The organism is Pseudomonas sp. S2_H01 (genome assembly GCF_054668305.1).
Map to the genome: position 1 here is coordinate 657909 of NZ_CP162756.1, position 20183 is coordinate 678091.

The window sequence follows — 20183 nt, forward strand, 5'->3', positions numbered from 1 at the left end:
ACGGCTTACCGGCGGGGGCGTATTTGAGTTCGCCGTCAGAGTATTTTTCCGGCCAGCAACAGCTGAACAAACATCACCAAGAGCAATACGGCCCCCGTCACATTCGGAATAATGGCCCAACGTTTGAGGTGGATTGGCATGTTTTTAACATCGTCTGGGTCTACTAGGCCTTTGCGCGCATACATTTTTGTGAACAACAATGCCCCTGTTGCCGTTGCGTACCTCCATTGACGCCCTTGCAACCCTAAATTCTGACGCTGTCGCCTGGAGTCGATGATGATTTGGCAATTCCCCAACGCGTCTTCTATTTGCTCCAGCCTGAAGAGTGCGGCCCACAACGAGACCGCCCCATCGACAAGTAAGATAACCATGCTCAAAACCATGCTCCAGTCCAGGAGGAATTTAGCGTCCATGGATTTCCTCGTATAACAGGATGGTTGAGTCTTCTCCCACCATCGATCCGATTTTTCCACCACCCCATGCTGTAACTGCTCCTGCCACTACGGCGCATGCAGCTAATATCATCCCGCCGGACGCGGCCCCCAGCCCAACGCAAACTGCTTCGCCCGCCAGTGTTCCAACAGTTCCGCCAGCCCAAGAGCCTGCTATCCCCGCTACCGTTTTCCCGGTTTCCACATATTTCGCCCTGGTACATTCCTCCTCTCGTCCCTTAGAACACGCCTCTTTGATCTCCAGCGCTCCAGCGCCCACGTCGAGGGCAATTCCCACATAAGCCCCTTTGCTCAATGCTCCTGCCAGTCTGGAAATACCTCTAACATTATTCGCATACCCCCGGATCTCGCCCGTATGCAGATAACTCTTGCTGGAGATACCGAGTATTCGCTTCATCTTGCCATCCCTGCCGAGGCCCGACCCAAAGCGACCAATTCCCTTGAGGTTGGCTTCAATACGGGTAAACAAGACACGGCGCTGTGCGAAGAACTCGTCGTTGGTCACACCACTAGCACGCCACCGCCGATGCAGCGCCTCGGTCTGCTTTAGCAAGTCCTCCAATTCCTTGAGATATTTGCTCCACACAGACGTGGTGGCTCCGATACCAATGGACCCATACGACATGATGCTCTGGATCATGTCGTAGTTATGCACCATCGCGTAGCTGGCGTCCCGTTCCACGCCAATCAGCGCGCCTCGAACGTCCGATGCCAATTGCATCAATTGGGTTTCTTCCGGAGTGCACAGATGAGTGGAGCCTTCACTCACTACCACTATCTCTCCCGGCATCACCACGCCGTTGCGAAGAAAAGGATTGAGTTGATCGAGTTTCGCGCGAGTGCTCGCGGGCAGAAGGTTATCGCGCATATGGTTGTAGATACGGATTTCGTCGTTAACGAAAGCGTAGGGTTGCGACACGTCAGGCTCCTTTTGCGTGAAAGAACTGCCGCCGCGCAGCGTCCTTTCCATTTCCATGGAGGCCGGACAGTAAGTTCAGAGCTTGGCGATGTCATTAAACAAACTGATGAAAAAGCCATGACTTCGAGATTTTCAGAAATGCCCTACATGTGCAACTCAACGTCCCACCTGGCAGCATGGCTTTCCGGCGCGAGTGTCTTGAAATCGCTATCGCCGAAAAGCCGCACTGCTACGAGGTATCCGGAGATCACACCATCGTGTTCAACTGAAAAACCAACGAAAACAACTCGCCGTGCTTCGGCGGCGGGTTGCCGGCGTTGAGCTGTTGCGCCCGCTGCATTTCGATGGCTTCGGCAACTTCGGTCTTGAATTCCATGCTGCGCGCCACACCGCCCACCGACCCTTCGCCGTGACCCAGCAGCGAGCAGCCGTTGTTGATCAGGGCGAAAAACACGATCACCCAAAAATTCACGCCTCTCACGACGCACGCTCCGGCGTGTTGACAGCAGCACGATCAAGTTTGACGACGGACGATTGAGCCGACACCGATGCCGGTGCAGTCAGTTGTGGATTCATGCTGGTGACGGTGACCACTGCAATGAAAACAACATACAACGCGATGGCGGTGTAAGCGCCGTGTTTAAGTGAATGAAGAATGGCAGTGGCCATAACAGTTGCTCCAGGATGTTTCGTTTCTGGCGCCCAGAATGCCCGGAGTGACTATTAATGAAAAACGATGCGCAGCGATTCAAAAGATCGATTCGGTTGATTATGTAAGATCTTAATTAAGCCGATAGCGTAATGCCTTGTGTAGGCACGCGCTTGCTCTGGGCTGCATCCGGATAATGGTGGTAAATCTGTGAAATCTCTGCTGACTGACACACCGCAATCGCGGGCAAGCGCGCTCCTACACAACAGAAACATGAAGATAAAGGCATAAAAAAATCCCCGTCGCTTATTCAGCAGACGGGGACCAAAGGAGGGAATTCAACGCTTTCGCGAGCAAGCTCGCCGACATTTGATGCATGGCCTGACACGCAGTGGTCAGTGGGTCGCATCAACCTGTTAAAGGCGAATTTGCTCGCGAAAGCGTTCTTGCACTCGGAGCAGGTATAACAATTGAACCCGTTCACTTCTTACAAATCCATTCCCCGGTATCGTGTGCTTCGTTAACGGGGAATGGATTCACATCGAGTTCTATTCATTGCTGGGTCTTATGATCCAGAGCCGCATAGAAGTTAGCGCTTTGTTGCAAGTACTTCGGGGTGTAACTCTGGGTCGAGCTGACTTTTTTGTCTGTGACTTCGACACTGGCACTGGCGGGCAATGCAACAGTAGCGGAGATGGCAGACGCGGCGATGATGGAGAAGATATTGAAGTTCATGGGGTGTACCTCGGTGTTGATGTTTCGTTTCAAGTCTTGACCGTCTTGGCCGTGGAATTAAAAGTACGCCCGAGGAGCTTTCAGAAAAAATCTTTTCTGGCACTAGCCCTTATCACTTGAATTAATACATGGCTCCGGCCCTTGATTTTCAAGGGCTGGAGCCTGCGTCAACGTGTCACTTGCCAGCCGTCACGGCTTCAAAAAACGGAAATCCGAAGGGGAATCGAAGTCGACTTTCTGCACGGTGTCGCCCAACACACCGGTTTTGGGGTCCACACGGACCGTCACGATCTGGTTGCTCTTCTGGTTCGCGATCAGCACGAAATGACCGCTAGGGTCGAAGCTGAACTCACGAGGCTCCTTGCCTTCCACCGAGCGGCGCTGGATTTCCTTCAACTGGCCAGTGCCCGAATTGATGCTGAAGACCAGCAGTTCGTTGACCTCGCCCCGATTGGCGACGTAAAGGAACTTGCCATCCGGCGAGGTGTGCAAGCCACCGGCTGCGCGGTATTGCTGACCGTCTTTATTGGCCAGGTCCACCAACGCCGTGCGCTTGAACACGCCATCGTGGTAATCGAACACCGCCACCTGCGCGCTCATTTCCATGGTCAGCCAGGCGTGCTTGCCGTCCTTGCTGAACAGCAAGTGACGTGGACCGCTGCCCGGCGGCAGGTCAACCGATGGCGCTTTGGCGGGCGTCAGGGGTTGGGTTTTCTTGCCGTCGTAGTTGAAGACGAACATCTTGTCGGCGCCCAGATCCATGGCGATCAGGTACTTGCCATCGGGGGTCGGCACGGCGGCATGCACGTGGGATGACGCCTGGCGTTCCGGGTTGACCTTACTGGCCTCGTGCGTCGCAGTCTGCGCGACGGCAGACAGCTTGCCATCCTTGCCGACCGGCACGACCGCCAGAGAACCGCCCGGATCGGGGTGTACGGCGTAGTTGGCCACGAACAGGAAGCGCCCATCCAGACTCAGGTTCGAATGCGTCGGCTCTTCACCCTTGCTCTCGATCTGGTTGATGAACGACACCGCGTGGGTCTTGGGGTCGATGGAGAAGCTGCTGACCTTGCCGACGACGTCCGTCTGACCCGGACCGTTCTCGTTGACCGCAAACAGGTGGCGCTGGTCTTTGGAGAGGGTCAACCAGGACGGGTTTTCGCTTTTGATCACCTGACGTGGCTTCGCTTCGAGCTGGCCGGTCTGGGTGTTGAAGCCATAACGATAGATGCCTTCGCTGGCGCCAGCGGTGTAGGCACCCACCAGTACGTCGTAGTCGGTCATGGATTTCGCCTGAACGGAAACAGCGGTGAGGCTGCTGGCAAGCACCAGCCACGGCAGGAGTCTTGGGGTCATTGGGGCATTCTCTTTTTGAAATTGTTGGCGTGGTAAACGCGAGAATCAGGTCTATGACAGCGGTTTCAGCGCAGTAGTTGCCTGGCCTCAACACTGCAGGAAGGAATCAGCCCTGCTCGCCTTCCTCATCCTCATCACGCGCGGAGAAGCCGCTCAAGACAACGATGCGGTGATCGGCATTGCCGTCGTTGATGACCCAACTCTGCAGTTCGCTGTCGAACTCGGCAGAATCGATTTGCGCCAGCGAGAATCGCCAGACCTTGCGTTCGCGTCCGTCCATGCTTTCGATTTGCAGCATTTCGTCCAGCCTGAACTCGTAGGAGTGAAGGCCGTCGATCTGCAGCATGCTGTGAGACGTCAGTGCAGTATGCAGCGCGGTGCGCAGGGTTTCGGGGGTGTCGGTCATGGCAGTCGTTCGCGTAGGTTAAAGCGCGAATGATAGGACAAAAGCTGCCATCGCGGCGTGCGCCCAGGTTAAGCAACGCTGCATACACCTCTGTGGGAGCGAATTTATTCGCGAGAGGTCGGTGCATCCAATGAAGATCCATCGTCTGGGCCCTCTTCGCGAATGAATTCGCTCCCACAGATTCGGTGCTCGGCAACATTTACCCTGCCGCGCTCAAGCTCGCTCCCATCGGTTTCTTTTCAATCCTGAAGCGCTTCCTTCGCGTAGTAACGCTTCGGAATGCCCCACACGATCAGCGCAATGGCCAACACGCTTACCGCAAACAAGGCGAACAACGCAGGCGTTGCCGTGCCGGTGAGGTCCTTGATGCGCCCGACCATGAACGGCGCGATGATGCCGCCCAACTGACCCAGCGAGTTGATCAGCGCGATCCCGGCTGCCGCGGCGATACCGGTCAGGAAGCGTGGCGGGATGGTCCAGAAGATCGGCATCCAGGCAATGATGCCGGTCATGATCATGGTCATGCCGATCATCAAAGGCAGCAACTGGCCGGGGAACAGCGCGCAGACCAGATAGCCTGCGGCCGTCAGGGTTGCGCAGGCCGCCATGTGCCAGCGACGTTCGCCATGACGGTCGGAGCTGGCACCGATCAGCAGGTTGCCGATCACCGCGCCGACGTAGGGAATCACCGTCAGCCAGCCGATGTTCATCGTGTCGGTCACGCCCGCACTCTTGATCAGTTGCGGCATCCAGAACAGCAGACCTGTCAGCGCCATCACCAGGCAGAGGTAGATCGCCGACATGACGTAGGTGGTCGGGTGTTTCCAGATGTCCTTGACCTTCTGCGGCGTGGCGGGTTTGGCCTCTTTGGCCATGCGCGACAGCACCACCTGTTTTTCCTCAGCGCTGAGCCAAGGGGCGTCTTCGATGCGGTCCTTGACCAGCCAGAACACCACGCCGCCCAGCAGGATGGACGGAATGCCTTCCAGCAAGAACAGCCAGCGCCAGCCGGCCAGGCCCATGACGCCGTCGAAGTGGCCGAGGATCAGGCCGGCAATCGGACCGCCCACGATACCGCACAGGCAGATGGAGCTCTTGAAGTAGGAATTGACCCGAGCCCGTCGCGTGCTCGGGTACCACTGGGTAAAAAAATACAGCACGCCCGGGACGAAGCCGGCTTCCATCACGCCAATCAGAAAACGCAGGGTGTAGAACCAGAATTCGGTCTGCACGAACATCATGCAAGCTGAAGCGATACCCCACGACACCATGATCCGGGCGATCCAGATTCTCGCGCCGATCTTGTGCAGTAGCACGTTACTGGGTACTTCGAAGAGAAAGTAGCCGACAAAGAACAGACTGGCGCCGAGGCCGTAAACGGTCTCGCTGAAGCCCAGGTCGCTGGCCATTTGCAGCTTGGCGAAACTGATGTTGACCCGATCCAGATAAGCGAACAGAAAACAGCAGATGAACAACGGGACGATGCGCCAGCTTACCTTGCGGTAGATGCTGTCCTCGAGCGCGTCGGTGTCGAGCTGTTCCAGCGGTATGGCGTTGGCGGTCATGGGGCGCACCTCGTTTGTTTTTATGTGGGTGTCGGGTGTTCGTATAGGAATGTAAAAATCTGTAGGAGCGTGGCTCCTGATCGTCCCCACGCTCTGCGTGGGCATGCAGCTCGTGACGCTCCGCGTCACCAGGACGCGGAGCGTGGGAACGAGCAGGTCAGGCGTATCAACCTACTGCTGCGGTGGTATTCACCCCATCCACCAACCGCTGAATCCCCAGCGGGTTGACGTTTTTCAGGGCGTCGGGCAAGGCACTGTCAGGGTAATTCTGGAAGCAGACCGGGCGCAGATAACGGTCGATCGCCAAGGTGCCGACCGACGTGCCGCGTGCATCGGAGGTCGCAGGATACGGCCCGCCGTGGACCATCGAGTCAACCACTTCAACCCCGGTCGGATAGCCATTGATCAGGATGCGCCCAACCTTCTGTTCCAGCAGGCCGGTCAATTCGCTGAAGCGCTGCATGTCGTCGCCGTCGACCAACAGCGTCGCCGTGAGCTGGCCATGAAGCCCGAGCAAGGCCTCGGTGAGCTGTGCCTGGTCGGCGACTTCAACCACGATTGAGGTCGGGCCGAAGACTTCTTCCTGCAGCAGTTCGTCCCCTTCCAGCAACAGACTGACATCGGCTTTGAACAGCTGCGGATGGGCCTGATCGCCCTTCTGCTCCTGGCCCGCCAGATGCTGGATGCCCGCATGAGCGTTCAATGCCTTGAGGCCACGGGTGTAACTGCTCAGGGTCCCGGCGTTGAGCATGGTCTGTGCTGGCTGGTCGTTGATCTGTGCCGCGAGACGCTGCTGGAATTCGCTGAAGGTCGGTGAACTGACGCCGATGATCAGGCCCGGATTGGTGCAGAACTGCCCGCAGCCTTGAACGATGGAACCGGCGAGTTCTGCGGCGATGCGTTCGCTGCGCAGCGCCAACGCTTGAGGCAGGATGATCACCGGGTTGATGCTCGACATTTCCGCGAACACCGGAATCGGTTGCGCACGCGCAGCCGCCATGTCACACAGCGCACGACCGCCTTTGAGCGAACCGGTAAAGCCTACCGCCTGGATCGCCGGGTGCTTGACCAGCCACTCGCCGACGCCGCCCCCATAGATCATGTTGAACACGCCCTTGGGCATGCCGGTTTTGTCGGCGGCACGCAGCAACGCGTCGGCGACCCACTCGGCTGTCGCCATGTGACCGCTGTGTGCCTTGAACACCACCGGGCAACCGGCCGCCAGCGCAGAAGCTGTATCCCCGCCAGCCGTGGAAAACGCCAGCGGGAAGTTGCTCGCGCCGAACACGGCCACCGGGCCGAGGCCGATGCGGTACTGGCGCAAGTCGGGTCGTGGCGCGGGCTTGCGATCCGGCAATGGCAGATCGATACGTGCGCCGTAGAAATCACCGCGACGCAGGACCTTGGCGAACAGACGCATTTGCCCGGTCACACGACCGCGCTCGCCTTGAATGCGCGCCGTCGGCAGCGCGGTCTCGCGGCAGACTGTGGCGATGAAGTCGTCGCCCAGTGCGTCCAGTTCGTCTGCGATGGCATCGAGGAACTGTGCGCGTTTTTTTGCGCTCAACGCCCGGTAGGCCGGGTATGCGGAAGCGGCCGCTTTCGCCGCAGCGTCGACCTCTTCGACCGTGGCCTGATAGAAGTCGTGGGGCAGGTTTTCACCGGTACTGGCGTCGACGCTATAGACGATGACGGTGCCAGCGGCGCTGCGCTGGCCGCCGATGTAGTTGTGGCCGAGAATCTGGGTCATGAAAGCGTTTCCTTTAGGACATTCGAAACAGGCGCCGACACTTTCCGGCCGTTGCGGCCCTGTGGGAGCGAGCTTGCTCGCGAAGGGGTCGGTGAATCCGAAGGATGTCCATCGCCCTGATTCACGTCTTCGCGAGCAAGCTCGCTCCCACAGAATGTCTGTCGCCTGTCAGATCAACGATTGATCGTTCCCACGCTCTGCGTGGTAATGCCCCTCCGGACGCTCTGCGTCCCCGTGACGCGGAGCGTTACCCAAGGCGTCACCACGCTGAGCGTGGGAACGATCAGCCATTGCATCAAAGCTGCTTGATACCGCCGGGCTGGAACACGCCCTCGGTTGGCGCAATGCCGTTGGTCAATGGCGCGCCGAATTCGCGCTGGCTGATCTCGAACGTGTCACCCGGCTGGGTCTTGATGCCGTCGGCGAACGACAGCGTCGCGGTGCCGAAGAAATGCACGTGCACGTCGCCCGGACGAAGGAACTGGCTGTATTTGAAGTGGTGGTATTCGAGGTTTTCGAGGCTGTGGCACATGTTGGCTTCGCCGCTCAGGAATTCCTTCTCCCACAGCACCTGACCGTCGCGCAGGATGCGGCTGGTGCCGGCCAGGTTCTGCGGCAGATCACCGACGCGCAGTTCCGGCCCGAACGAACAGGCACGCAGTTTGGAATGCGCCAGGTACAGGTAGTTTTTGCGCTCCATGACGTGGTCGGAGAACTCGTTGCCGATGGCAAAGCCCAGGCGATACGGTTTGCCATCGTTGCCGATCACGTACAGGCCGCTCAGCTCGGGCTCTTCGCCCGCGTCTTCGGAAAACGGGGGTTGCGGGAACGCAGCGCCAGGACGAACCACGATGCCGCCGTCACCTTTGTAGAACCACTCCGGTTGCACACCTGCCTGACCGGCTGCAGGTTTGCCGCCTTCGATGCCCCATTTGAAGATGCGCATGGTGTCGGTCATGGCCGATTCGTCATTGCCGTGCTGGTGCATCTTGTCGCGGGCCGAGGCACTGCCCAAATGGGTCAGACCGGTGCCGCTGACCAATACGTGCGCAGGATCCGGATGGTCCAGCGGCGGCAGGATCATAAGGTCGGCACGCAGTTGCGAGTAATCATGACTGTCACCCAGGCCCAGGCTGTCGACCTGTTCGGCCAACGAGATCTTCTTGTCGATGGCCGCCAGCGCCAGTTCACGGGTGCTGGTCGCACCCTGCACTTCGCGCACCAGCGCGCCGTCCACCAGACCGACACGGCGTTCGCCGTTACCCAATTCGAATTGAACCAAATGCATGAAATGTCTCCTTTCCAGATGGTGTGCACGGTCCCTGTAGGAGCGCGCTTGCCCGCGATAGCTTTTTGCATGAGACATCTTCATGCCTGACACAACGCCTTCGCGGGCAAGCGCGCTCCTACACAGGCCGCGTCTTTAACGAGAGCTGCGCGCGCTGGCCGCGAATTTGGATTCCGGCAAGACGTGCTTGCGTTCCAGGACGCGGTACACGACGCCGGTGAGGATCAATCCGCAGATCATCACGCCCGACAGGAAATACAGGCCGGTGGCCAGGTTGCCGGTGATTTCCTTCAGCCAGCCAATAACGAACGGGCCGATGTAACCGCCGAGGTTGCCGACCGAGTTGATCAGCGCGATACCGGCCGCTGCACTGGCACCGGCGAAGAAACGGCCCGGCAAGGTCCAGAACACCGCGGTGCAGGAAAACAGGGAAAACGCCACCAGAGACAACGCCGCCAGTTGCAGCACCGGCACGGTCAGGTAAGCCGACAGGAAAAGGCCCAGCGCGCCGATGACGTAGAGCACGGCGAGGTGACCGTAGCGATCGTTCAGGCGGTCGGAGCTGCGGGGCACGATCAACAGACCGACGATGCCGAAGATGTAAGGCACTGCCGAAACGAAGCCGGTGACCAGATCGCTGCCGCCGAACTGTTTGATCAGCGTCGGCAACCACAGGCCCAGGCCATAGATGCTCAACGTGACGGGCAGATAGAACAGCGCCAGCAACAGCACTCGCTTGTCCTTCAGGGCGTGCAGTGGATTGCCGTGACGGGTCTGGCCGTAGGCTTCCAGGTCTTTTTTCAGCTCACCGGCGAGCCAGTCTTTTTCGACCGGATCCATCCACTTCACGTCTTTCGGGCCATCCGGCAACCAGCGCAGCACGGGCCAGGTCAGCAGGATCGCCGGGGCGCCGATGCACAGGAACAGCCATTGCCAACCGTGCAGGCCGCCAACGCCTTCCATGCCCAGCAGACCGCCGGAAATCGGGCCGGTGATCATCATCGCGATGGGTTGGGACAGGATGAAGAGCCCGAGGATCTTGCCGCGATGGCGCACCGGGAACCACTGAGTGATGTAGTACAGCACGCCCGGAAAGAAGCCCGCTTCGGCCGCGCCGAGCAGGAAGCGCATCACATAGAAGCTGGTCGGCCCTTGTACAAAGGCCATGCCCATGGTGATGGCGCCCCAGGTGATCATGATCCGCGCAAACCAGCGCCGCGCGCCGAAGCGTTCAAGCATCAGGTTGCTGGGGATTTCCAGCAGGAAGTAGCCAATGAAGAACAGCCCGGCGCCCATGCCATAGGCCGCGTCACCGATGCCGACGTCTGCGCCCATGTGCAACTTGGCGAAGCCGACGGCAGACCGGTCCACATACGCGATCAGGTACAACAGGATCAAAAAAGGGATGAGTTTCAAGGTGATGCGGCGAATAAGCCTGAGTTCCTGGCTCATGTATGCGGTCTCCACGTTGTTTTTGTTATGGAAGCTTCCGGGGATCGCCTCTGCCTTCGTGTGTGCCTTACTGCAGTGAGTCGGGCTGGCAGGGTCGTCCCTCGATGGAAACCGACTATATAGTATTACTATTTGACGTTACAACACTTCCACTCAGACGATTTTCGGCCTATTTTAGTCAGCACGCGAAGCCTTTAGTCTTACAATAAGAGTGCTGATTTATGTCTGATTCCAATAAGAAACCCACCCTGCGTTCTGCCCAATGGTTCGGTACCGCCGACAAGAACGGCTTCATGTACCGCAGCTGGATGAAGAACCAGGGCATTGCCGACCACCAGTTTCAGGGCAAGCCCATCATCGGCATTTGCAACACCTGGTCCGAGCTCACACCGTGCAATGCCCACTTCCGCACCATCGCCGAACACGTCAAACGCGGCGTGATCGAAGCCGGTGGTTTCCCGGTTGAATTCCCAGTCTTCTCCAACGGCGAATCGAACCTGCGTCCAACTGCAATGCTGACCCGCAACCTGGCGAGCATGGACGTGGAAGAGGCGATTCGCGGCAACCCGATTGACGGCGTGGTGCTGTTGACCGGTTGCGACAAGACCACCCCGGCGCTGCTGATGGGCGCGGCGAGCTGCGACGTGCCAGCCATCGTCGTCACCGGCGGGCCGATGCTGAACGGCAAACACAAAGGCAAAGACATCGGCGCCGGGACCATCGTCTGGCAGATGCACGAGTCCTATAAAGCCGGGCAGATCAGCCTGGATGAATTCCTCTCCGCCGAAGCCGGCATGTCGCGCTCGGCAGGCACCTGCAACACCATGGGCACCGCCTCGACCATGGCCTGCATGGCCGAAGCACTGGGCACGTCGTTGCCGCACAACGCCGCCATTCCTGCGGTGGATTCACGCCGTTACGTATTGGCGCACATGTCCGGCATGCGCGCGGTGCAGATGGTCAACGAAGACCTGCGCCTGTCGAAGATCCTCACGAAAGAGGCGTTCGAAAACGCCATTCGCGTCAACGCTGCCATCGGCGGCTCGACCAACGCCGTGATTCACCTCAAGGCCATCGCCGGTCGTATCGGCGTGGACCTGGAACTGGACGACTGGACCCGCATCGGTCGCGGCACGCCGACTCTGGTCGACCTGCAGCCTTCAGGACGCTTCCTGATGGAAGAGTTCTACTACGCGGGCGGCCTGCCTGCGGTACTGCGTCGTCTGGGCGAAAACAACCTGATTCCCCACCCTGAAGCGCTGACCGCGAACGGCAAAACGCTCTGGGAAAACGTGCAGAACTCACCGATCTACGGTGATGACGAAGTGATCCGCGCCATCGACAATCCATTGGTGGCCGACGGCGGCATCTGTGTGCTGCGTGGCAACCTTGCGCCGTTGGGCGCTGTGCTCAAACCATCCGCTGCGACGCCCGCCTTGATGAAGCATCGCGGTCGCGCGGTGGTGTTCGAGAACTTCGACATGTACAAGGCGCGAATCAACGATCCGGAACTGGACGTGGACGCCAACAGCATTCTGGTCATGAAAAACTGCGGGCCGAAGGGTTATCCGGGCATGGCAGAGGTTGGCAACATGGGCCTTCCGGCCAAGCTGCTGGCGCAGGGCGTGACGGACATGGTGCGGATTTCCGATGCGCGCATGAGCGGCACGGCGTATGGCACGGTTGTGCTGCACGTTGCGCCGGAAGCGGCCGCAGGCGGTCCGTTGGCGGTGGTGCAGGAAGGTGACTACATCGAACTCGACTGCTCGACCGGACGCTTGCATCTGGACATTTCCGAAGCAGAACTGGCCGCGCGTCTGGCCGACTGGCAAGCGCCTCAGCAACTGCTGATCGGCGGTTATCGCCAGCTGTACATCGACCACGTCATGCAGGCGGATCAGGGGTGCGATTTTGACTTCCTGGTGGGGATGCGCGGGTCGGAAGTGCCAAGGCATTCTCACTGATCGACGCAGAACCTGCAGGAGCGCGCTTGCCCGCGATAGCGGTGTGTCAGGTTCAAATAATTTGCCTGACACACCCTGATCGCGGGCAAGCGCGCTCCTACAGGTCTGGGTGTGACATCGAATTTCGCGTTGCGCCGCCCATTCCCCGCCAATGCTATGATGCGCGGCATTCACCGCTCAGGATCGCCCCGCGCCCCCATGGATTACCGTAAGCCCTCCGACCGCAAAAGCATGCACTCACGCATCGTCCAGGACATCGGCATGCAGATCGTTTCAGGCCGCTTCAAACCTGACGACAAGCTGCCCGCTGAAGCCTTGCTCTGTGAAGAATATGCCGTCAGTCGCCCGGTGTTGCGAGAGGCCACGCGTGTGCTGGTCGCCAAGGGCCTGGTCTATTCGCGTCCGCGTGTCGGCACGGTGGTGAAACCTCGCCGCGAATGGCACATCCTCGACCCGGACGTCCTTCACTGGCTGATGCAAAGCTCGCCGCAGAACGAGTTCTTCGCCCTGCTCACCAGCGTGCGCAGCATCATCGAACCCGCTGCCGCTGCCCTCGCCGCGCAACATGCCACCACCGATGAAATCGCCGCCATCGGCGAGGCGTATCAACGCATGGAAGCCGCGCCGACAGTGGAAGCCGTGCTGCAACCGGACCTGGATTTCCACAGCCGTATCGCCGACGCCACCCACAACGATCTGCTGGCCCATTTGTGCAACATGCTGTCGCTGGCCTTGCGCGAAGCGTTGAAGCATTCCAACAAACGCCCGAACCTGCACGAACTGGCCCTGCCCCGGCACAAGGCGATTCTGACCGCCATCGAAAACCGCGATGCCCTCGGCGCTCACCACGCCACGCTGGTCCAGTTGGACGACGCACGTAACGCGCTGAATGTGGTGCTGGGACAAGGATTGAAGCTGTAGGCCGCCACGCAATTGTGCGAGCTTGATCTGGGCGGCATGCCGACGAATGCGTCAGTTCTGAGACATCGATACCGGATGACCCACCGCCTTCGAGATCAAGCTAGCCCCCCACCGTCGCGGGCCCAGCCCTATGTCGTCTCTGCAGCCTGCACCCCGCCAAAACTCCGCTATAACCAATAGAACCCAATTCGCCATCGACACGGATTAGTCGCCCTTTCATGCCTTATTGCCCGCGACCTCAGTGCAAAAAATGAGGCTCATCATGTATCCAATCGCCAGGCTCTGCGGCATCGCTGTGCTTCTGGGGTTATTGGCAGCGCTGCTCCTGAAAAACATGCTGTTGGGCGACGCTGTCGACTTTCATCGGCACAAAGCCCTGCTGATCGGCATCGACGGTGTGCAGTACGAACAACTCAAACACGCCATGGATGCCGGCAAAGCCCCTTTCATCACCCAGCTTCATCCGGCCATGAGCTACACCGGTGGCATCATCGGCAGCTCGACTCAGCAACCCACGTTCAGCGGTCCCGGCTGGGCCACAGTGCTGACGGGCGCCTGGGTCAACCGCCACCGAATTGCCGGCAACGACAGCAGCCTGCGCAACAAGACCGACAGCCTGTTCAAGCTGATCAGCCTGTCCTCCCCCACGCGTCACACCGCGAGCATCGTCAGTTGGAACCCGATCAATGACAACTTCATCGACGACATCAACGCCGGGTTCATCGAACTGGGCGTGAAGTGTGGGGGCGATGATCAATGCACGACCGACCGTACGGTTCAGGAACTGCGCACCGGCAATTTCGACTTTATCTTCGTGCACCTCGATCAAGCGGACAACGCAGGGCACGAAAACGGGTTTGGTCCCCGCTATCAGGAGGCAATCGCGCGGGTGGACCTGCAGATCGGGCAAATCCTCGGGGCGCTGGACAAACGCAAACAACAGAACCCCGACGAAGACTGGCTGGTCATGCTGACCACCGACCATGGACGGCGCCCGCCAGACGGTTATGACCATGGCGAACAGAGCCGCAGCGAAAAAACCACCTTCATCGGGCTTAACAAACCGGCCAACGAGGAGCTGACGCACCCAATCGGCGACCCGTTCGACAGCAGGCTTGAGGGCCTCTACGGGTTTGCCAGCGTCGCCGACATCGCCCCGACGATCCTCGTTCATCTGGGCATCAACTCGGATCCGGAACGCTATGTCATCGACGGCGTGCCGCTGATCGGGCATGTCGGTGTGCGCCAGCTCAGCGCAACCCTGAACACCGCCACGCGCTCGGTCAGTCTGCATTGGCGCGTCACTGAAGGCAGCAAACAACCGCTGCGCATTTATCGCTCGGGTCAACTGATCGCCAAACTCACGGACTCCTCCCGCGAATACATCGACACTGAGCTGCCACCGTCCATCGGCTCACTCAATTACACAGTGGTGCTCAATGACGTTTCCGTTTCCAGGCTGATCACGGAGCCGCCCGCCAAGCGCTGAAGCATTGGCATGACAAACGGGATCCTTATATTTTTTTGCGCTATCGCGCTTTTCACTCTGGCTTTAACCGTAGCAACGACCAAAGGTTCGCTGTATCTGGTGCCTTCATAAACATCGCCAGATCAGTGGGTTACAGGCAACGAAAAAACCCGCCTGCCGTTCATCGCGTCAAAAAAGCGTGCCGTCAAACCGGCGCCAATCTTTGAGCGCGCGCAGGTGATTGACAGTAAAAGACTTCCCGCCTAGCGTAACGGCAGTGATCGTTTTCTCCTGCCTGGATCACTTCGGCTGCATTTCTACAAGACGGGACGTATCCAGCTTTTTCAGTCCTGCGCTTTCAACAAGACAGTCCCCTTACCCCGCCTCTGACCAGGCGACGCTTTCGTATGCCTTGGTTTAGCTGTCGTCGACCTGACGCAGTCACGGCGCCTGTGTGCCCGCGTCTGCGAACTGATTTCTACACGCTCGACCCTGGAGTACCGGATGATGACCAATTTGTCGATCGAGCCGATCGAGATGACGGGCAAGCCTTCGAAGCCGCGCTTTTTTACGCTGTCGCTGCTGCCCAGGCTGGTGGGGTTCAGCGTGCTGTTTTTCATCGTGTGGCTGCTGTTTTCCACCCTCTTCATGCCCCTGCTGTCATCGTCCGCCACCCGCGCGATCCTGAACGCTCCGGTGATTCTGCTGACCACGCCCATCGACGGGGTGGTCAGCTCGCTCAGGATCAAACCCGGTGAGGCATTCGAGAAAGGTCAGACCATCGCCACCATCGAAAACCCCCGTGCCAATCAGGAAACCCTGCTCACCCTGCAAACCCGTCGCCTTACCCTGGAGCAACAACTCGCGTCACTGAAAAGCCAGGCCGAGCATGACCAGCAGTTTTACGACGCGCTGGACAAAACCAGTCAGCAATACCAGAGCGCGTACCGCACCCGACAGCTGTACGCCCAGCGCGCGCTGAAAGCCGAAAGTGTCGCGGCCGATGCCCGTCTGCAGGACGCTCAGGCCACGGTGACGCGCAACCTGGAGTTGTTCCGTCAGGGCGCAGTCAGCGAGGCGGCAGTGACCTCGTCCAAAGCTCAACTGGCGTCGCTGCAAGGCGCCGCCGAATCGATTCGTTCGCAGGTGCGCATCAACAGCGGCGACGTCTCAGCGGCCAGCGAACAGGTGTATCTCGATCCGGACCAACTGCGCATGTTCGACCTTCAGGCGCAGATGACCACCTTGCAGCTGAGCCTGGCGAACCAGACGAAGAACCGCGCGACGCAACAGGAGGAACTGGACAATCTCAACCGGCTGATCGAGACCGAACAGAACCGGGTCAGGTTGATGGCCGCCTATAACGTGGTCGCCTACGCACCGGGCACCGTGCAGGAGCTGATCGCGCCGCAAGGCACGCTGGTGCGCGCCGGTTCCACGCTGGTGCGCGCCACGCATTGCAATGAAAGCAACGTCATCGCGGTTTTCCCCGAGCGCATGGCAAGCAAGATCACCCGCGATACGGTGTTGAAAGTCAATGTCGCCGGCCTGAACCAACCGTTGCAGGCCCACGTGGTCCAGCTGCTGTCCAAGCCCAGCGATACCCAGTCTGCGAACTACAGCGTGCCCTTCCCGTTCGCCGAGCAAAACTCGGTGTACGTGGTGGGCGCCTTCGACGAAGGCCTGTCAGAAAACGAGCGCGCCCGCACCTGCAACCCGGGCAACTGGGTGACGACCGAGGTCTGGCGTTGAAAGCCTTGCTGACGTCGCTGCTGATGACCCTTGTCATTACGCCCGCGCTGGCCGAACAAAGCCGCCCCCAGCTCGAACACCTGACCTGCGCGGCCCTCGACCGTGCCGTCCAGTCCCTCCCCGACGGCCCGGTGATGCTCGCCAGTTATCCCGCGTTCGAGGGGCGTCCTCCGGCCATCGTCGCCCTGCGCGGCGTGGCCTTCACCTACGACAACGCGCTCGCCAGCATCGCCCTGTTCGGCTGCGGCAAACCGATCTCCGCGCAACGCATCGCCGATGCCCTTGTCTACGCCACCGACAACGATCCCGATTACCAGGACGGCCGTCTGCGCAACGCCTATGCCGCAGGTTCGGTGAAGCGAAAGGGTCCGATTCTGCTGCCGGGCTACTGGAGCCAGGAACGCAACGCCTGGAATCAGGACGCCTATCAGGTCGGCAGCGCTACCGGCAATCAAGCCTGGGCGGTGCTGGCGTTGCTGGAAGCGTTCCGCCAGAGCGAGGAACAGCGCTATCTGCTGGCGGCGGAAAAAGTCCTGCTGTGGACCCAGCGCAACACCTACGACAGTCAGGCACCGGCGGGTTTCATCGGCGGCTTCTACGGTTATCCGCCCAACCCGGTGCGTCAGGGATGGAAGTCCACTGAGCACAACGTCGATCTGGCTGCGGCCTGGGCCGCGCTGAACAGCATCACGGCCAGTCAGGACAGCGCCAAGCAGGCGCAGATTGCCCGGCATTTCGTCGACAGCCAGTGGCTCGCCACCGAAGGTCGGTTCCTGATCGGCACCCTGCCCGGCGGCCGCACCGCCGAGCATCAACGCTCCGGCCTGGATGCACAGATCTGGCCGCTGATTGCCGTTGGAAATCCGCCTGCCGACTGGTCCCGCGTGTTCACCTTCATCGATCAGGTGCACCGTTTTGGCGGCGGTTACGGCTTCAACCGGGACCCGGACGGGCTGTGGACCGAAGGCACCGCGCAGGCCGCCGCCGTCGCGCAACTGACCGGCGCCACCGACAAAGCCAAGCCGCTGTGGTCACTGCTGATCGACCAGCAGGCAGCCGATGGCTGGCTCTTCGCGACACCGCAACCGCAGATCAGCACCGGACTGGCCATCGGCCCGGATTCCACCGGCAACGACTTTTTCTATTACCACCTGCCTCATCTGGGGGCCACAGCGTGGGCGGCCATCGCGGCCAGCGGCGTGAACCCCTTCACCGGAGCCCAGGAGGCGAACTGACATGCACGCCCTCGATTCGCTGCAACTGTGGCAGCTCAACCTTGGCACCCTGGCCATGGTCGTGTTGTTCGCCTGCCTGACCCATCGCGATCAATGGGGCGCACGCGCCGTGTTCGGCATCATGACCGGGCTGCTGTTGATCAACTACGTGATCTGGCGAGTGCGCGAAACACTGCCGGACATTCATTCGGGCTTCGCTGCGCTGTGGTCGTACACGTTCCTGTTTTTCGAGATGCTGGCGATCACCTACACGCTGGTGTCGATCGTGGTCATGCTGGTGCGCAGCGACCACTCGCAAGCCGCCGATGCGGGCGAGGAACGCCTGCGCGCCGCCGGTCCACACGTGCCTGCCGTCGATGTGTTCATCTGCACGTACAACGAAGGCCTGGACGTGCTCGAGAAGACGATCATTGCCGCCAAGGCCATGGACTATCCCAACTTCAACGTCTGGGTACTGGACGACACGCGTCGCGACTGGCTGCGCGACTACTGCGCGCAAATGGGCGTTTACTACGCCCGCCGACCCGACAACAGCCACGCCAAGGCGGGCAACCTGAACAACGGTTTGCGCCAGTCAGAAGCCTCGACCAACGCGCCCTACATACTGGTGCTGGACGCCGACTTCGCGCCGCAGCAACCGATCCTGATGCGCACGCTCGGCTTGTTTGAAGACCCGAAAGTCGCACTGGTGCAAACCCCGCAGTTCTATTACAACCCGGATCCGATTCAGCACAACCTTGGCTCGTCCACTTGCTGGGTCGATGAACAGCGGGTGTTCTTCGACGTGTTTCAACCGGCCAAGGACGGCTGGGACGCGGCCTTCTGTGTCGGCACATCCTTCGTCGTGCGCCGCGACCGGATCAACGAGATCGGCGGCTTTCCAACCGGCTCCGTGTGCGAAGACATCTACACCACCTACCGCTTGCTGCAACGCGGCTACGTGACGCGCTGGCTCAACGAGCGGCTGTCGATCGGCCTGTCCGCCGAAGGCCTGACCGAGTACATCAACCAGCGCGGCCGCTGGTGCCTGGGCACGATTCAGGTCGCGCTGCTTGCGGACGGTCCACTTCGGGGGCGCGGCTACACGCTCAACGATCGACTGCATTACATCCACGGGATGCTGCACTGGTTTTCCAAGCCGTTCATTCTGATGATGCTGATCTCGCCGTTGCTCTACTGGTATTTCGGCATCGCCGGGTTCTACGCCAAGCCGATGGACTTTCTGGCGTTCGGCATGCCGGCGCTCATTGCGTTCTGGGGTTACGGCACGTGGGTCACCGACCGCAGGACGCTGCCGATCTTCACCGAAGTCACGCAGATCGTCGCCTCGCTGGCGGTCACGGCCACGATCATCAGCGCGTTGATTCGTCCCTTTGGCCGGCCGTTCAAGGTCACGGCCAAAGGGCTGGACCGGTCGAAGACCATGGTGCACTGGAAGCTGTTCGGGTTCTTTTTCTTTCTCACGCTGTTCGCGCAAGTCGGTGCGTTCACGGCGATTGCCACCGCGGACACCTTCGACGGCAACGTGCAATTCAACCTGTGCTGGACGGTGGTCGCGTTGATCTACAACGTCGCCACGCTGGTGGCCTGCGTCGACCGTCCGCGCCTGCACGGCGAAGAGCGCTTCCCCTTCCTCAAACCCGCCGGGTTGCATCTGACCGGACGCATGTTCGCCGGACGCCTGACGGACATCTCGCTCACCGGCGTCTCGTTCGCCTGCGAACACGCCGAGTTGATCAAGCCGGGGTTGCGGGGCGAGGTCTGGGTCAACAAGGTGGGCCGCGTGTCCGTCGAGGTGAAACGCCAGACCGGCGACGGCCGCCTGGGGCTGCAGTTCATCGACATGGACGACGCCTTGCGCCAGCGGCTGATCGGACGATTGTTCAGCGACGCCAACACCAACGTCGCGGGTAAGGCCATGCCGGGTGTCGCATTCAGCAGTTTGCTGCGCCGCTCGCTGATCGGCGAAAAACGCCCGCCTCAGCCGCTTCACACCCGCGCCGCGCGCCAACAACGGGCCGTGCGCGGCCGTCGACCGTTGCCGCGTTTCAAGACCGTCAGCATGCGCCTGCCCGAAGGCCCTATGCCAAGACTGTCGGCCCCGCGCGGGGACGTGGTGTCGTGGCTGTTCATGCACATACGCGCGTGGTTCGGGATGCGGTTGTGATCAGGTGGTTTCAACCGTCTGGGCTGAGTTGGAGCGCACTCCCTCCCTGTGGGAGCGAATTCCTTCGCGAAAAAGGGTTCACCACAACGCTCAGAGGACGTTTG

General features: G+C 60.1%; 17 protein-coding genes. 6 read left to right on the top strand and 11 right to left on the bottom strand.

Translation table 11 applies throughout. From position 1 onward, the window contains the following. Positions 1–35: 35 nt before the first annotated feature. The 11 genes from AB4N84_RS02915 to AB4N84_RS02965 all read right to left on the bottom strand — a co-directional run bounded on the left by AB4N84_RS02915 (position 36) and on the right by AB4N84_RS02965 (position 10572). Positions 36–413 (bottom strand): hypothetical protein, encoded by a 378-nt coding sequence (locus AB4N84_RS02915; protein ID WP_460045193.1) that lies wholly within the window; start codon positions 411–413, stop codon positions 36–38. Further along, on the bottom strand, positions 403–1371 hold the full coding sequence (locus tag AB4N84_RS02920; RefSeq protein WP_460045194.1) for a hypothetical protein: 969 nt from the start codon (positions 1369–1371) through the stop codon (positions 403–405). The genes AB4N84_RS02915 and AB4N84_RS02920 overlap by 11 nt, the downstream gene beginning before the upstream one ends. Positions 1372–1618: 247 nt before the next feature. Further along, positions 1619–1852: a hypothetical protein gene (locus tag AB4N84_RS02925; protein ID WP_460045195.1), complete on the bottom strand. Its 234-nt coding sequence runs from the start codon at positions 1850–1852 to the stop codon at positions 1619–1621. Beyond that, a complete protein-coding gene (locus tag AB4N84_RS02930) occupies positions 1849–2040 on the bottom strand; it encodes a hypothetical protein (RefSeq protein ID WP_460045196.1) in 192 nt (63 codons plus the stop codon). The genes AB4N84_RS02925 and AB4N84_RS02930 overlap by 4 nt, the downstream gene beginning before the upstream one ends. Before the next feature lie 532 nt (positions 2041–2572). Continuing rightward, on the bottom strand, positions 2573–2755 hold the full coding sequence (locus tag AB4N84_RS02935) for a hypothetical protein (protein ID WP_314580532.1): 183 nt from the start codon (positions 2753–2755) through the stop codon (positions 2573–2575). 189 nt (positions 2756–2944) lie between these two features. Beyond that, a complete protein-coding gene (locus AB4N84_RS02940; RefSeq protein ID WP_074757202.1) occupies positions 2945–4111 on the bottom strand; it encodes a lactonase family protein in 1167 nt (388 codons plus the stop codon). Between the two features lie 106 nt (positions 4112–4217). Next, complete coding sequence (locus tag AB4N84_RS02945) at positions 4218–4517, bottom strand: DUF5629 family protein (RefSeq protein WP_074757204.1); 300 nt, start codon at positions 4515–4517, stop codon at positions 4218–4220. A 239-nt stretch (positions 4518–4756) separates the two neighbouring features. Continuing rightward, positions 4757–6082 (bottom strand): MFS transporter, encoded by a 1326-nt coding sequence (locus AB4N84_RS02950; RefSeq protein ID WP_460045198.1) that lies wholly within the window; start codon positions 6080–6082, stop codon positions 4757–4759. A gap of 166 nt (positions 6083–6248) precedes the next feature. Continuing rightward, positions 6249–7832, bottom strand: coding sequence for an aldehyde dehydrogenase (NADP(+)) (locus tag AB4N84_RS02955; RefSeq protein WP_460045199.1), 1584 nt, complete (start codon positions 7830–7832; stop codon positions 6249–6251). Positions 7833–8127: 295 nt separating this feature from the next. Continuing rightward, positions 8128–9120 (bottom strand): AraD1 family protein, encoded by a 993-nt coding sequence (gene araD1, locus AB4N84_RS02960; RefSeq protein WP_074757210.1) that lies wholly within the window; start codon positions 9118–9120, stop codon positions 8128–8130. A 135-nt stretch (positions 9121–9255) separates the two neighbouring features. Further along, entirely contained in the window at positions 9256–10572 is a 1317-nt protein-coding gene (locus AB4N84_RS02965; RefSeq protein WP_074757212.1) for an MFS transporter, read from the bottom strand. Between the two features lie 221 nt (positions 10573–10793). Here AB4N84_RS02965 and AB4N84_RS02970 point away from each other — a divergent pair, with 221 nt between their 5' ends. The 6 genes from AB4N84_RS02970 to AB4N84_RS02995 all read left to right on the top strand — a co-directional run bounded on the left by AB4N84_RS02970 (position 10794) and on the right by AB4N84_RS02995 (position 20079). After that, complete coding sequence (locus tag AB4N84_RS02970) at positions 10794–12536, top strand: IlvD/Edd family dehydratase (RefSeq protein ID WP_460045200.1); 1743 nt, start codon at positions 10794–10796, stop codon at positions 12534–12536. Between the two features lie 198 nt (positions 12537–12734). Beyond that, on the top strand, positions 12735–13457 hold the full coding sequence (locus AB4N84_RS02975) for a FadR/GntR family transcriptional regulator (RefSeq protein ID WP_074757216.1): 723 nt from the start codon (positions 12735–12737) through the stop codon (positions 13455–13457). A gap of 262 nt (positions 13458–13719) precedes the next feature. Next, positions 13720–14946 carry an alkaline phosphatase family protein gene (locus tag AB4N84_RS02980; RefSeq protein ID WP_460045202.1) on the top strand — a complete coding sequence of 409 codons (1227 nt, stop codon included), beginning with the start codon at positions 13720–13722 and terminating at the stop codon, positions 14944–14946. A 483-nt stretch (positions 14947–15429) separates the two neighbouring features. Continuing rightward, positions 15430–16677, top strand: coding sequence for an HlyD family secretion protein (locus AB4N84_RS02985; protein WP_460045203.1), 1248 nt, complete (start codon positions 15430–15432; stop codon positions 16675–16677). Next, complete coding sequence (locus AB4N84_RS02990) at positions 16674–17912, top strand: hypothetical protein (protein ID WP_460045205.1); 1239 nt, start codon at positions 16674–16676, stop codon at positions 17910–17912. Before AB4N84_RS02985 ends, AB4N84_RS02990 begins: the two co-directional genes overlap by 4 nt. Before the next feature lies 1 nt (position 17913). Then, positions 17914–20079: a glycosyltransferase family 2 protein gene (locus tag AB4N84_RS02995; protein ID WP_460045206.1), complete on the top strand. Its 2166-nt coding sequence runs from the start codon at positions 17914–17916 to the stop codon at positions 20077–20079. Positions 20080–20183 lie beyond the last annotated feature (104 nt).

What these genes read in the sequence shown, in the direction of transcription:
- AB4N84_RS02980 (WP_460045202.1), top strand. Translation starts at nt 13,720, where the DNA reads ATGTATCCAATCGCCAGGCTCTGCGGCATCGCTGTGCTTCTGGGGTTA.
- AB4N84_RS02995 (WP_460045206.1), top strand. Translation starts at nt 17,914, where the DNA reads ATGCACGCCCTCGATTCGCTGCAACTGTGGCAGCTCAACCTTGGCACC.
- AB4N84_RS02930 (WP_460045196.1), bottom strand. Translation starts at nt 2,040, where the DNA reads ATGGCCACTGCCATTCTTCATTCACTTAAACACGGCGCTTACACCGCC.
- AB4N84_RS02955 (WP_460045199.1), bottom strand. Translation starts at nt 7,832, where the DNA reads ATGACCCAGATTCTCGGCCACAACTACATCGGCGGCCAGCGCAGCGCC.
- AB4N84_RS02940 (WP_074757202.1), bottom strand. Translation starts at nt 4,111, where the DNA reads ATGACCCCAAGACTCCTGCCGTGGCTGGTGCTTGCCAGCAGCCTCACC.
- AB4N84_RS02985 (WP_460045203.1), top strand. Translation starts at nt 15,430, where the DNA reads ATGATGACCAATTTGTCGATCGAGCCGATCGAGATGACGGGCAAGCCT.
- AB4N84_RS02950 (WP_460045198.1), bottom strand. Translation starts at nt 6,082, where the DNA reads ATGACCGCCAACGCCATACCGCTGGAACAGCTCGACACCGACGCGCTC.
- AB4N84_RS02965 (WP_074757212.1), bottom strand. Translation starts at nt 10,572, where the DNA reads ATGAGCCAGGAACTCAGGCTTATTCGCCGCATCACCTTGAAACTCATC.
- AB4N84_RS02915 (WP_460045193.1), bottom strand. Translation starts at nt 413, where the DNA reads ATGGACGCTAAATTCCTCCTGGACTGGAGCATGGTTTTGAGCATGGTT.
- AB4N84_RS02935 (WP_314580532.1), bottom strand. Translation starts at nt 2,755, where the DNA reads ATGAACTTCAATATCTTCTCCATCATCGCCGCGTCTGCCATCTCCGCT.
- AB4N84_RS02975 (WP_074757216.1), top strand. Translation starts at nt 12,735, where the DNA reads ATGGATTACCGTAAGCCCTCCGACCGCAAAAGCATGCACTCACGCATC.
- AB4N84_RS02970 (WP_460045200.1), top strand. Translation starts at nt 10,794, where the DNA reads ATGTCTGATTCCAATAAGAAACCCACCCTGCGTTCTGCCCAATGGTTC.
- araD1 (WP_074757210.1), bottom strand. Translation starts at nt 9,120, where the DNA reads ATGCATTTGGTTCAATTCGAATTGGGTAACGGCGAACGCCGTGTCGGT.
- AB4N84_RS02945 (WP_074757204.1), bottom strand. Translation starts at nt 4,517, where the DNA reads ATGACCGACACCCCCGAAACCCTGCGCACCGCGCTGCATACTGCACTG.